The organism is Paraburkholderia sp. BR10872 (assembly GCF_040965835.1).
Classification (GTDB): domain Bacteria; phylum Pseudomonadota; class Gammaproteobacteria; order Burkholderiales; family Burkholderiaceae; genus Paraburkholderia; species Paraburkholderia nodosa_A.
The window spans coordinates 17,696-30,953 of record NZ_JBFRCN010000051.1; the positions used below are offsets into that span (position 1 = coordinate 17,696).

The window sequence follows — 13,258 nt, forward strand, 5'->3', positions numbered from 1 at the left end:
GGCTTAGTACCCACCCTCGACGGGGCGAAGCGGGTTATCGCTCGGCATCGTCCCAGGCGGCATCGTCAGCATCGGCGGCGGTGCGGGGGGCGCAGGCGCTGCGGGCGGTGGCGCCGCGGCGGCCGCAGCTTCGCCACCCGCCTGCTCCGCGGCCGTTGGTTCGGCCGATGCCGGCGCCGCGCCCTGGCCGGACTGCGGCGCGGGAGCCGCTTGCGGCGTGGGTGTTCGCGAGAAGCGTCCGCCGTACGGTTCGGGGGGCGGCGTCGTGCGCGGCGGCGGGGCCATTTGCCCGAACGCGCCGTTCGAAGGCGACGGCAGCGCGGGGTACGCCTCGGCGCCGCCTCGCGACGACGCGCCTCCAACCGTACCGCCGCCGACCATGCCCGGCATCGGCTTCACCGCAGGCGCCATGGACGTTGCCGCGTTCGCCACGACGGGGTCCAGCCGGAGCTGATCGGCGTGCACGTTGACATCGGTGCCCGACCACAACTCCTGCGTATCCGCATCGGCGGCAAGCTGCGGCCGGACGATGTGCGGTGTGATCTGCAACACGATCTCCGTCTTGACGTGGTCGCCCTGGTGGTTGGAGAACAGCCTCCCCAGCACCGGCAACTGGCCAAGACCGGGCACCTTGTTGGCGTTCCTGCGGTCTTCGTCCGAGATGAGGCCGCCGAGAATCTGCGTTTCGCCATCGCGCAAGCGCAGACTCGTCGAGGCGCTGCGCGTGCCGATCTGATAGGCGAGCGAATTCAGGCCGTTCGAATTGCTGCTCGAAATCGTATTCGTGATGTTGCTGACTTCGAGATTCAGCTGCATGCCGACGTCGCCGTCGCGATAAACCCGTGGCTGCACCTCGAGCTTGATGCCGACATCGAGGTACTGAATCATTTGCGTATAGGACGGGCCGCTCGTGCTCGGCGTGCTGGAACTCGAAATCACCGGCACCTTATCGCCGATCATGATGCGCGCCTTCTCGTTGTTGCGCGTCCTGATACGCGGGCTCGCGAGGAGATTCGCGTCGGTATCGGTGAGCTTGAAGTTCGCCGTGGCCGAGAGGCTGCTGACATTCAGTTCATTGATCGTCAGATGATGCAGCAGGCCCCATGTCGTCGCGGTGCTCGGCGTCGACATCGTGAACGAGTTGGGCCAGTCGATACCCAGATCGGTGAGGCGCTCGTGCGACACTTCCAGCACCTCGACTTCCATCATCACCTCGGGGTCCGGCAAATCCTGCGCGGCGATCATTTCCTCGGCCACCTTGATCGTGTCGGGTGTGCCGCGAACCGTTACCGTATTCGCACGCTCGTCGATCACGACTTCCTTGACCTTCAGAATGCTCTTGAGCAACTGCTGGATCTGCTTGGCGTCGACGTTCGACAGCTGGAACGTGCGCACCTTGAGTTCCTGATATTCGAGCTGCTTGGCAGGCGTGGCGGGATAAATGAACAGCGTGTTCGCGTTGAGTTGCTTCTTGTCGAGCTGGTTCTGCATCAGAATCATGTCGACCGTGTCCTGCACCGACGCGTTCGTCACGAAGATCGTTGTCTTCAGATCGGCGCGGACGTCACGGTCGAAGATCACGTTCAATCCCGTGGTGCGCGACAACGCTTCGAACACCATGCGCACGTTCGCGTCGCGAAACTGCAGCGTCACGGGCTTCTGCATGATCGACGAAGCCGCAAGCTTGTCATCGCGATCCGCGCGCTGCTGGCTGAGTTTGGCGTTGAGTTCAGTCTGCATCTGCTGCGCAAGGGTGTTGGTCGGGTTCTCCACCAGCACGCGGTGCACCCGCTCGGCCGCCTGCGCATACGCGCCGCGCTTCATCATGCGTTGGGCCTCCTGGAGGATGGCCAGGTCCTTGCGGTCCTGATCGATCTGCAGGCCGATCTTGCGGATACGCTCATTGGTCGGGTCGATGTCGTACGCCTGGAAGAGATTGCGGATCGCTTCGTCGTACTGATAGTTCTTGCGGTACTGATCGGCCTGGTCGAGCAGCGTGTTGACCTGGGCGTTGCGCTGGTTCAGATAGTCGACCTTCGCCTGGGCGTCGGTCGGATCGTCATGCACGTTCGGCACGTGCATGCAGCCGCTAAAGGCGAGCACGGACACCGCAATGGCAAGCGCTCGTCTTCTCGCGACCTGAATCGCGTCCGGGCGAGGAACAGGGTGCCAGATGACTGGCGAGAGGCGTCTTGCTGGGCCGCTGCCTGAGTCGCGGCCCGCACCCCGTGTGCGTGAGGTTTTCATTTACTTGTCCTCTCGTGGAATGGCGACCACCTGTCTTTCGTGCAGCGGCAGATAGGTCAACACGACGTCCGACTCCGACACGGACTCGACGCGGTACTGGTTGTCGATCACGTCGCCCGGCGACACGATCAGCAACTGGTCTGCGTTGCTGAGAAAGACTTGCGGCTTCGCCGCCTTGGCATCGAGTTGCCCCACGTAGGCGAAAGGCACGGGCGGCGCAGTGGGCGGCGCGGGCCGCACCGGCGCGGCCGGCACTTCGACGGGCGGCGGCGGAAGCCACGATGACGCCGTGAAGGGATCGTGGGCCGATTCGAGCGAAAGCGGCGCGCGCAACGAAACGAGCTTCGCATGGGCCGACGACGACGCCGACGACGCCGACGCAGACGCAGACGCAGTCGCCGCAGCCTTCGCGGCAGCCTCGGTGGCATGCGTGTGACGCCTGGCATCCAGCCTCGCATGCATATCGATGCGACGCTGGCTGTCGAGCGCAACGACCTGCGCCGGCATCTGGCGCGCCGCGACCAGCACGCGATACCCTGCCCCGGCGGCCGCGATTGCGCAAAACACCAACAGCACACGCATGGGCAGAGCGGGTTTCATGGCTGGGCGCTCCGGTAAATCAGTTCGAAGCGCACCCGCGCATCGAGTATATTGCCGTCCACCGCGGGACGTTCGACATGGATTTCCCGCAGCGCTGCATTCGGCACGTTGTTGAGCACCAACGCGAGAAAATGCCGGATTGCGCTGTACTGATCCTTGACGGGCAGCATCACCTGGTAGCGTGTGAAGCGCGCGCCCGCGTCCGTGCTCACCTGATACTCAGCAGACCCTAGCGTCAGTTTGCTGCCGCGCGCCTGTTCGAAGATGGACGCGATATCATCCGCGCTCTGCGAAAAGCGCGGAAACAGTTCGGGCAACGCCTCGAGCGCGACCGCATCGACCTGCGCATCGTGCTTGCCGATTGCATGACGCGTCTGGGCGGCCTCGACGACATGGGCCGGGGCCTGCATCTCCTTCGTATCGGCTTCCACGCTGGCAATCTCGGCGCACATGAGTACCGCCGCGCCAATCATCAGGACGCCGATCAATCCAGGCAGGCCGAACAGACGCCGCAGCTCGAATCGCAGTGTCAGTAGCCGGTCGCGCAACGGAGCCGCATTCATGACTTCCTCCAGACGGCGGTGATCTGGAAACGAACCGGCTTGCCCGGCACGTTGTTCTCCACCAGATGGTCGTTGAGTACCGCTTCGCGCAGCAACACGCTCGTCTGCAGATACTTCAGATACGCAATCATCGCATCGACATTCTTCGCTTCAGCGGTGATACGAATCTGGCTCTGCGCCGGGTTCTGGTCGATGCCGATCAGCGCGACGTCATGGTCCGGATAATCTTCCACGATCGAAAAGAGGTCCTGCCACGGTACGGTCAGTTCTCGCAGTATCGACAGGTTCTGCTTTTCCGCGAGCCTCGCAGCCAGCGTAGGCGGCGGCTTCACCGCGTGCCTTTGCGCAAACGTTCGATGGCGCACGGCGTCGAGCTGCGCCTGCACGCGATCGCTCTCGGCATAGGCACGCCAAAGCCGCGCGCCGCATCCGAGCAGCAGCAGAACGGCGACACATAGCAGGATCAGGCCGCTCGTCCCGGTGCGCGCACGCCGTCTGCCGAAGTCGATATCGAGGACCTGGATCATTGCGCATACTCCATGAGCCGGCGCGCGGGCGAGTTGTCCGTCGCCGGCTGTGCCGGCCGAACCGCGGCCGCAAAACGCGCTTCGAACGGCGCCGGGTCGGTGTCGTTGCCGAACAGATAGATCGTGCAGTCCTCTCGCTTGAGGCCCGCTCGCGTCGCCGAGCGTTCGAACAGTTGCTCGGCCAGTTCGGCAAGCCGTGATGCATTGTCCGCATCGCCGGGAAACAGGCGCTGCGCATCGTAGGCGGCCCAGCCGCGCCGCTCGATCATCACGGCCTGCATCAGTTCGTCCGCAACGAAAATCAGCAGTGCGTCGCCGCCCGCTGCAACGTCGATGCAATTGAGCATTTCAGGCAGGCCCAGTTTCAGGCGCGCAATTCGCAGATGTCCGGACGCGCCGGCCTCATGAATGCCGTCATGAAGCGCGCGCGACATGGCGCTCGCAAACAGCGCACGTCCGCCCTGCTGCACGCAGAAGCGCACCAGCAGCGTGGCGCCGTCGACCCCATAGGTGTCGGTGAAATGGGCCAGCGCGACCTCTTCGAGCTCGCGCGCCCGCAGCGTGCGAAAGTCGCCGCGCAATATCGCGTGGATGCCCCAGAAGTCGTCCAGCACCACGTGTGCATTGCGCGTCGGTGCCTTCGTTGCGCGGGGCGCCTGACCATCCGCATCGGCGGCATCCGCGCCGGGCGTGGCGGCGAGCGCCGCGCGCAGCGCGTCGAGCAGACCCGCCTCTGTGCCGTACTGGTCATCGGGAATCGTGAAGCTGGCCGGCTCCGCAGGCGGCAGGTGCTTGCGCGGCCGCAGAAGTCCGGGCGCGCGTACCCCGACGACGATCTCGCGTGTGCCGACTCCGATCGCAACCGGACTATTCGACCATCGTGACACGATTGATCTCCTCGAGAGTCGTTTCGCCGCGCTTCACCAGATCGATCGCGGCGACGCGCAGTGTCTGCATGCCGTAGCGCATCGCCGCAGCCTTGATTTGACCGAGCGGTGCCCGCTCCGACAGCAGTTGCCGCAACTCGTCGTTCATGCGCAGTGCCTCCGCGATCGCTCGCCGTCCCCGATAGCCGCTGCCTCGGCATGTGCCACAGCCGGCGCCGCGGCGAAAGAGGTAGCTGCCCGCAGCGTCCGGGTCGATGCCCGAGCGGATGAGCGTTTCCGTGTCCACCCTGTCTTCGGTCACGCAGTCCGGGCAGCATTGCCGCAACAGGCGCTGCGCCACCACGCCATTGAGCGCGGAGACGAAGCTGTAGGGATCGACCTCCATGTTGGTGAAACGGCCGATCACGTCGAACACGTTGTTCGCGTGGACGGTCGTGAATACCTGGTGCCCGGTCAATGCCGCCTGCACGGCGATCTGCGCTGTTTCCGGATCGCGGATTTCCCCGACCATGATCTTGTCCGGGTCATGGCGAAGAATCGAGCGCAGCCCGCGGGCGAACGTGAGCCCTTTCGCCTCGTTGACCGGAATTTGCAGGATTTCGCCCAGCTGGTATTCGACCGGATCCTCGATCGTCACGATCTTCTCGAGGCCGTTGTTGATTTCCGTGAGGATCGCGTAGAGCGTCGTCGTCTTGCCGCTGCCGGTCGGACCCGTGACGAGCAGCATGCCGTACGGCATCGACGCGAGCTTGCGCATGAAGCGCGTATCGGCCTCCTGAAAACCGAGTGCCTCGAGCGTCAGACCGCCCGCCGATTGCGAAAGCTGATAGCGGTCGAGAATCCGCAGCACCGCATCCTCGCCGAACTGATTCGGCATGATCGACACGCGGAAGTCGATTTCACGCCCCGCGTACTGCGCCTTGAAACGGCCGTCCTGCGGCACACGGCGCTCGGCGATATCGAGCTCGGAGATCACCTTCACGCGCGAGAGCACCTGGTCCGCGACGTCGCGTCCCTCGGCACGGCCGACCACGGCGAGCACGCCATCCACGCGGCACTTGATCATCAGCCCATTGGCGCGGCATTCGAGGTGAATGTCGCTCGCCATCATCTTGAGCGCGTCGTAGATCGTCGAGTTGAGCAGCCTGACCACAGGACTGTCGTCGCTGCTGATGCCCTGCAGCGTCAACGCCAGTGAGGCCGGATCGACCGTCTTCTGGATCGGATCGTCGAACGCGAGAGAATCCATCGCGCGCACGTCCTTTTCGCGCACGGTCAGATACGCATTGATGTCTCCCGCGCTCGCGAGCGCCCAGCTATACGGGACGCCCGGCTGCGAGCGCATCCGATGCTCGACCCAGCCGCGCGTGCGCGCATCGAGCGGATCGGCAATCGCGAACAGCAGCCCGCGAGTGGTGTCGCGATCGCGGAAGCACACGCAGAGGCGAGTCGTCGCTTCGACGAACGAAATCACTTCGAAATCCGGCTCGAGCTGATTCAGCTCACGCATGCCGATCGACTTCATGCGGAACAGCGCGGCCAGTTGCACGCGCAGTTCGTCCGCGCTGAGCGCGGTTTGCGCCATCAGCTCCTCGAGCGCGCGAATGCCGGAACCATGCCGCTCGCCGAGCGCTCTCAGTGCGTCGCGCAGATCGGCGCGCGCTTCGGCTTGTGGGCCATCCGGCTGGGCGATGACGGTATCCACGTGCTTCCCCAATTCGGTTTACTGAATGCTCGACGCAATTTCGAAGATCGGCATGTACATCAGCACCACGATCCCGCCTATCACCACGCCGATGAAGATCATCATCGCGGGCTCGATCAAGCGCGAAATCAGATCGATCGTGCGCGATACCTGCGCCTCCTGGAACGCCGCGATGCGGTCGAGCACGGGCCCGAGACCGCCGGTCTTCTCGGCGACCGTCAACAGGCGGTACGCGATCGCGTTGGCGAGCCCCGCCTCCTGAAACGCGTCCGAAACTTTCGCGCCGTTGCGCACCTGGTGCAGCGCGCCCGCGAGCGCCGTCTGGTCCGCTCGTCCAACCAGGCCCTGTGCGAGGTCGAAGGCCTTCACGGCGGGAATGCCGCCATCCACGAGCATGGCCGTCGTGCGATAGAACTGCGACTGACGAAACACGCGAAAGTGTTGCCCGATACCGGGCAGCGCCAGCATGCGATCGGCGATCCAGTTGCGCACGAACGGGCGGCGCAAGGCGAAGCCGGTCGCCACGGCCAGCACCGCGACGCTCACGGACAGCCCGGACCCGTGCGCGTGCACCAACCCGCCCCAGGCCATCAGCATGCGCGACAGCAGCGGCAGCTCGCGCCCGCTGTGTTCGAGCAGGCTCGCGAAGCGCGGCACCACGAAACCGAGCAGGAAGAGGACGACCGCCGCGCCGACGAACAGCAGGACCGTCGGGTAGATCGCCGCGGACACCACACGCGCACGCAGCTCGTGGAGTGTCGCGCTGTTGCGCGAGTAACGCGTAAGGCTGTCGGCAAGGCCGCCGGTCTGCTCGCTCGCCTTCACGCACGCAACCAGAACCAGCGGGAAGATATGGCTTGCGTGCTCGAGCGCCGCGGACAGCGAGTGCCCCTCTTCGAGCTGACGCAAGAGGTCGCGATACACTTGCGCCGACGTCTCGCGGCGCTCGTTGCCGCCGAGCGTGCGCAACGCGTCGACGACGCCCACGCCCGCATCGAGCAGCGCCGCTAGCTCGCGCGCAAAGAGTTCGACGTTGAACCGGCCTCCGGGAAGCCCCAGCCGGTTCGCACGTTGCCGCCGGCCGCCCTCGGCGCGCACCGAGACGACGCGCAGACCGCGGGAACGCGCGAGTGCCGTGGCTGCCGCGGGCGTTTCGCTGTCGATGCGAAGCGTCTGGACCGAGCCATTCGTATCGAAGACACGCAGCACGTACTTCACGTCGAACCTCCTTGCAGACAACCCACCGGCGGCGCGACGACCGCGCCGCGCGCCCCTACCACGACGAGATCGTGACGTTCTCGCCCGTGCCGTCACCGCGTCCGTTCTTGCCGAGCGAAAACAGGTCGTAGTCGCCATGGTCGCCAGGCGAACGATACTGATACGGGCGATCCCACGGATCCACGGGCACCGCCTTCTGCAGATACGGCCCGCTCCAGCGCGTGGCATTCTGCGGCTTCTCCACGAGCGCCTCCAGGCCTTCTTCGGTCGTCGGATAAGCGCCGACGTCGAGCCGGTATTGATCCAGCGCCTGCCCGAGCGACACGATCTGCGCACGTGCGATCTTGACGTTCGACTTGCCGACCTGTTCGAAATATCGGGGCGCAACGAGACCGGCGAGCAAGCCGATGATGACCATCACGACGAGCAGTTCGAGCAGCGTGAAGCCGCGGCGCGCATACGTGCGCGCCGGTGCCGCACGACCGGCGCAACGCCGCGGCGCCTTTGACTCGGGCATCGGCACACCGTGTTGGATAGAGGTCGATTCGCTGTGCACGGCTCCCCCCCCTGTATCGACTCACCGCTTCAGCGCCGCTGAAGCCGTTCAATGCATTCTTGTTCAGGTCGATACGGGCAAGTAGTAGGGAGTGCCGTCCAAAGACATGGGTAAAGACCCTCCAGTTGCACGATCGCGTCTGGAGGGATTTCACACATGCTCGTCGTCGGGCAACGACAGCACGCCCATGTCGATCGCAATGCGCACAAGACCGTTCAGGTTCCGGATGCCGAGCTTGCGCATCAGGTTCGCACGATGCTTTTCGATGGTCTTGGGGCTGAGGCTCAGGCACTCGCCCACCTGGCGGTTGGTGTGCCCTTCTACCACGAGCCGCAGCACCGTGCGTTCGCGGCCCGTCAACGCGTTCCAGAGCTGCGCCTTGTGGGCGAAGTCTTCCTGCGATCCGTGCGCCCCTCCGCTGATCCGGTTGGCGCCGGGCACACGCTTGCCCTGCAACACGAAGCGCATTTCCCGCACCAGTTGATCGAACGACGCGTCCTTGACCACGTAGCCGTCGGCGCCCGCGGCGAACGCCTCGCGCACGTGGTCTTCGCTCCAGTGAACGGTGAGGACGATGATCCGGACGCGCGGGAACTCGCGCTTGATCGCGGTGATCGCATCGAAGCCACTGCCGCCGGGCATCGTCAGATCCATCAGGACCAGATCGGGCAGCGTCTCTCTCGCGAGGCGATGGGCTTCGAGCCCGCCGCTCGCCTCGCCGACGATGCAATAGTCGTCCAGTTCGGACACCATGCGGCAAAGTCCGCTGCGCAATAAATGCTGGTCCTCGGCAATCAGCACACGATGTCTTTTTTCCAATTTCGTCGCTCCTTGCGGGACACTGCAGGCCTAGTTGGAAGCGACGACATCGTGATAGGCGGCGAGCAGTTCAGAAGGCGTGGCAAAGCCGTCGATGCGCAGCCAGGGCTTGCCCGGTGCGGCGCGCAGGAAGGCAACCGGCGTGTGATTCATCTTGTCGCCCCGATAGACGTTGAACGCGCGCTGCGCCGCAATGCTCGCCTCGACCGTGCCGGTATAGTGCTGCCACTCGGGGCCGGCTTCGAACCTGGCCGCATAGGCCTTCAGGCGTGCGGGCGTGTCCTGTTCCGGGTCGATCGAGATCGACACGATATGGACCTTGTTGCGATCGTCGCCCAGATCGTTCTGAAATTGCTCGAGCGTCTGGCTGGTCATCGGGCAGATCGTCGTGCAGGTGGTATAGATGAACGTGACGATCACCGGACGGCCGTCGTTCAACTCGTCGACGAGCGAAACGGTCTTGCCGTCGTCGCGCACGAGGTCCACCGAAGGCAGCGTGTATTGCCCGGTCGTGCGCGTCGTCATACCCGCCATCATGTGATGATGCATGTGAGGATCGGCGGCGGCGTCATCGGCCGGTGCGCTCCATGCCGCGGTTGCCGCGAGTGCCATGCCAGCCAGCACCCCAAGCCTTAATTTTGCAGTCCTGTTCATACCGGTCTCCAGAAATGAGGAGAAAGGTCGCTTCTCGCGATGCGCAGGTCGCGGCGCTTTCACTCCCTTGCGAGCCCAGTGTCATGAATTTGCCAACGAGCGTCATGGGTGGAGGGACCCCAAACGACGGTAGGGTATGCCCGCTTGATGGAAAACCCGCACCGTGCAATGGGGGGGTCCCCATACTACGAGCCCGCACATTACCCGTTGCGGCCCGCACCGATCACGGCCTAAAATCCCGATATTCTTACGATCTGCTTATATCGACGCATCGGGGGGAGCTCCAATGGATGCGATTCAGCCTGGAGGACCGCAGGTAAGATTGCTCGATCTGATCGAAGCAATGCGCAAGCTTCGTCGTGCAGCCTGCGCCAGTCAGCCCGAAGCCGGCGTCGTCACCGATGCGCGCGGCGCAGCGCTTGCGATTCTCACGCCCGCTGGAATCTTCGTGTCGGCAAACCGCAGCGCGGCCGCACTGCTAGGCTACTCGAGCGCCGAACTCGTCGGCAAGCGTCTCGTCGATCTTGCGCCCGACGACGCTCATGCGGCGTTGACAGACGACTTGTCCGCCAGCGCGGCTCGCGAGTTTCATTCGTTCAAGGCCCTGCTCACTGGCCGAACCGGTCACCCAACGCGGCTTGCACTGCATCAGCAATGGGTGCCCGCGAAGACGATGAATTCGGGCGTCTTGCTGACGCTTTTCGAAGAACCGCTGATCATCGAGCCCGGGTCTGCCGACTCGGAGTTGCTCGACGCAAGCGAGCGGTTGTGCCAGACGTATCTGATGATAGGTCAGCAGAAAGAACGCCAGCGGCTCGCTTCGGAGTTGCACGACGGCCTCGGCCAGGCGCTCACCCTCGTCAAGCTGATGACAGAGGACGCGCTGATGCGCATACGCCGCGGTCAGGTCGACGATGCGGTGCAGCTACTGGATTCGACCGTATTCAGGATCCGCGAAACGATTGGCGACGTGCGGCAGATATGCGGTGAACTGAGGCCGCTCATGCTCGACAAACTGGGGCTGCCCGCGGCATTGGGTTCGCTGTGCCGGCGCATCGAACGCGGCACGGGGGCGATGTCGGTCGTGTTCGACTGCGATGTCGCGGATAAGGACGTGCCCGAGCATCTGAAAGCCGACATGTTCAGGGTGGCTCAGGAGGCGCTGAATAACGCCGTCAAGCATGCCGCGGCGACCGAAATCTCGCTCAGCCTGCGCAGCGATGCGGCCCGCCTGATGTTGACGATTCGGGACAACGGCATTGGCTACGAGAACCATCCATTCGCCACGGACGAAGCGTATACAACAGGGTTGGGACTCATCGGCATGCAGCACCGTGTAGAGATGCACGGCGGCGCGTTTTCGATCGAGTCGTCCGCCGCAACCGGGACCCTCGTCTGCGCGACCTGGACGCGCTAGCGCCGCCCTCGCCGCATTCAGGTTCCCGTCTCGCCCAGCCTGCATTCGGGCTCTTCGCCGCCTGGCCCCGGGCCCGGCGCCGGATCGGCGCGTTCCGGCAAATGCTCGTCGTCCACATCCGGCTCAGCGCATTTGGCGGCGAGCGACGTCAGCAAACCCATGCTCATCGCAACGAGAACCAGCTCGGTCAGGTTGGCGATATGGAGCTTGTGCATCATGCTCGCGCGATACTTCTCGATGGTCTTGGGACTCAGGTTCAGATATTGTCCGACCTGACGGTTGGTGCGTCCTTCCGCGATCAGTTTCAGCACGCTGCGCTCGCGCGCCGTCAGCACGTCCCACGCATGCTTCGGTGCGGGCGCTTCGCGGCCGCTGACGAACGAGTCGACCATAAACCCGTATACGTCCGCACTCAGATGCTTCTTGCCCTGCATGACAGAGCGCATCGCGACCAGCAGTTCCTCGAACGAGACGTCCTTCAGCACGTAACCGTCGACGCCGGCACGCAGCGCTTCCCGCACGTACTCCTCGTTTTGATGCACCGTGAGCGCGATGATCCGGATGCCCGGCGATCGCCGTTTGATTGTCGCGCTGGCGTCGATGCCGTTCATCCCCCGCATCGACAGATCCATCAGGATCAGTTGGGGGGCGAGTGTCATCGCCTGCTGGCAGGCCTCTTTGCCGTCACGCGCTTCGCCGACGACGTCGTAGTCGGCTTGCGCACACAGCATCGAACGTAGACCATTTCGCAGCAGATCGTGATCCTCTGCGATTACAACGCGACATTTCATGTTCACGTCTTGTCTCCCGGTACCCGTGCCCTCGGCCGTCTTCACCGCATTAACGCTTCGACGAAATTCTTCCCTTCCACACAGCTTTCACTCTTTACATTCGAATTCCTAACTGTTAGCTTTGTGTTATTTTCGGGTTACTGTGTGTGTACCTGCCCTTCGCAAGGTTCACGCCACTTCGCGCAGAGCAAGCAACGGCGCGCATCTCCACTTGTTGGGACATTCCGGCCGCGCGTCGAGTGCCGAAAAATGTTTCATTTTCGAATCCTTTTTAAATCCCCAGAAGATTAGCTGCCGCAATGGATGGCAGGAAGCCGGTTCATTTTTATCATTGCGTGAAAATTGATCGATGATATTTGCATCCGGCGAGAAGAATCAAGGCGCCAGGCATGACTGCGGAGCGGCTGCCGTTGATTACCGTCCATTACCATTTATTTCGAATGTTAAGTTTCTGCAATGCGCTTTTTGAGCGCGCTTTCGCGTCACAAAGTGTAGGGAGGTGCCCCATTGCCGAGCCGTTTTTTCTTCCACCACAATTCAGGTGCAGGAGAAAACAACGATGCATTGCCACCCGTCATCCAGCTTCGGAAACGCGATCATTGCCGCATTCGCGATGCTCGGTGCGGTGTTGCCGGGACCGGCGTGCGCACAAATTTTCGGCACCGTCGACAGCAACGGCGCCATCGTTCTGACGAACGTGCGCGGCAAGCCGGGATTGAAGGTGATCGTTGCGGGCGAACCGCCAGGCGAACCCGGCGCCAGGCGCCGGTCGCGCAAGTCATCGGGCGGCGCCGACTCCCCCCTGTACGCGGACGTGATCGACGAAGCGAGCCGCTCCTTTCGCGTTCAACCCGAACTGCTTCGCGCGGTGATCGACATCGAGTCGGGATACAACCCGAAGGCGGTTTCGGACAAAGGCGCGCTGGGACTGATGCAGTTGATGCCCGATACCGCTGCGCGATTCTCGCACGGCGACATGTTCAATCCACGAGACAACGTGCTGGCCGGCGCCCGCTACCTTCGCTTTCTTCTCGACCTGTTCAAGGACGATGTGGAACTCGCGCTGGCCGCCTACAATGCCGGTGAAAACGCGGTGATTCGCGCCGGCTATCGCGTGCCGTCGCTGCCGGAAACGCGTCTGTACGTTCCGCGCGTGCTGGCGCGCTACAAGCAGCTCCTCGCGTCCAGTTGAGCCTGATTGCACGCCCCGGAGCATAGCGAACCGGCCGACTGGGGACCAGTTCAGCCGGCCGGACGCCCTCTGCGACGTAGAA

At 63.6% G+C, this 13,258-nt stretch carries 13 protein-coding genes; 2 read left to right on the plus strand and 11 right to left on the minus strand.

Features of this window, described 5'->3' with window-relative positions; genetic code table 11:
• Window positions 1–3: 3 nt before the first annotated feature.
• From AB4Y43_RS30915 to AB4Y43_RS30960, 10 genes are all read right to left on the minus strand, one after another.
• Window positions 4–2,247 carry a secretin N-terminal domain-containing protein gene (locus AB4Y43_RS30915; RefSeq protein ID WP_368619032.1) on the minus strand — a complete coding sequence of 748 codons (2,244 nt, stop codon included), beginning with the start codon at window positions 2,245–2,247 and terminating at the stop codon, window positions 4–6.
• Window positions 2,248–2,847, minus strand: a complete 600-nt coding sequence (locus AB4Y43_RS30920; protein ID WP_368729521.1) for a hypothetical protein — start codon at window positions 2,845–2,847, stop codon at window positions 2,248–2,250.
• Entirely contained in the window at window positions 2,844–3,410 is a 567-nt protein-coding gene (locus AB4Y43_RS30925) for a hypothetical protein (RefSeq protein WP_368729522.1), read from the minus strand. The genes AB4Y43_RS30920 and AB4Y43_RS30925 overlap by 4 nt, the downstream gene beginning before the upstream one ends.
• The gene (locus AB4Y43_RS30930) at window positions 3,407–3,937 is read right to left on the minus strand and encodes a hypothetical protein (RefSeq protein ID WP_368729523.1); all 531 of its coding nucleotides are present in this window, start codon (window positions 3,935–3,937) and stop codon (window positions 3,407–3,409) included. Before AB4Y43_RS30930 ends, AB4Y43_RS30925 begins: the two co-directional genes overlap by 4 nt.
• Entirely contained in the window at window positions 3,934–4,824 is an 891-nt protein-coding gene (locus tag AB4Y43_RS30935) for a hypothetical protein (RefSeq protein ID WP_368729524.1), read from the minus strand. Before AB4Y43_RS30935 ends, AB4Y43_RS30930 begins: the two co-directional genes overlap by 4 nt.
• Entirely contained in the window at window positions 4,805–6,529 is a 1,725-nt protein-coding gene (locus tag AB4Y43_RS30940; protein ID WP_368729525.1) for a GspE/PulE family protein, read from the minus strand. Before AB4Y43_RS30940 ends, AB4Y43_RS30935 begins: the two co-directional genes overlap by 20 nt.
• A gap of 18 nt (window positions 6,530–6,547) precedes the next feature.
• A complete protein-coding gene (locus AB4Y43_RS30945; protein WP_069267146.1) occupies window positions 6,548–7,747 on the minus strand; it encodes a type II secretion system F family protein in 1,200 nt (399 codons plus the stop codon).
• A gap of 55 nt (window positions 7,748–7,802) precedes the next feature.
• Window positions 7,803–8,264 (minus strand): type II secretion system major pseudopilin GspG, encoded by a 462-nt coding sequence (gspG, locus tag AB4Y43_RS30950; RefSeq protein ID WP_069267147.1) that lies wholly within the window; start codon window positions 8,262–8,264, stop codon window positions 7,803–7,805.
• Window positions 8,265–8,453: 189 nt separating this feature from the next.
• Window positions 8,454–9,122 carry a response regulator transcription factor gene (locus AB4Y43_RS30955; RefSeq protein WP_069267148.1) on the minus strand — a complete coding sequence of 223 codons (669 nt, stop codon included), beginning with the start codon at window positions 9,120–9,122 and terminating at the stop codon, window positions 8,454–8,456.
• 30 nt (window positions 9,123–9,152) lie between these two features.
• Window positions 9,153–9,734 carry an SCO family protein gene (locus AB4Y43_RS30960; protein ID WP_342946639.1) on the minus strand — a complete coding sequence of 194 codons (582 nt, stop codon included), beginning with the start codon at window positions 9,732–9,734 and terminating at the stop codon, window positions 9,153–9,155.
• A 328-nt stretch (window positions 9,735–10,062) separates the two neighbouring features.
• On the opposite strand from AB4Y43_RS30960, the gene AB4Y43_RS30965 reads away from it, so the two are divergent.
• Entirely contained in the window at window positions 10,063–11,193 is a 1,131-nt protein-coding gene (locus tag AB4Y43_RS30965; protein WP_368685655.1) for an ATP-binding protein, read from the plus strand.
• Window positions 11,194–11,210: 17 nt separating this feature from the next.
• On the opposite strand, the gene AB4Y43_RS30970 is transcribed toward AB4Y43_RS30965, so the two are convergent.
• Window positions 11,211–11,990: a response regulator transcription factor gene (locus AB4Y43_RS30970; RefSeq protein ID WP_083245472.1), complete on the minus strand. Its 780-nt coding sequence runs from the start codon at window positions 11,988–11,990 to the stop codon at window positions 11,211–11,213.
• Window positions 11,991–12,543: 553 nt separating this feature from the next.
• Here AB4Y43_RS30970 and AB4Y43_RS30975 point away from each other — a divergent pair.
• Window positions 12,544–13,176 carry a lytic transglycosylase domain-containing protein gene (locus tag AB4Y43_RS30975; protein WP_069267151.1) on the plus strand — a complete coding sequence of 211 codons (633 nt, stop codon included), beginning with the start codon at window positions 12,544–12,546 and terminating at the stop codon, window positions 13,174–13,176.
• Window positions 13,177–13,258: the final 82 nt, after the last annotated feature.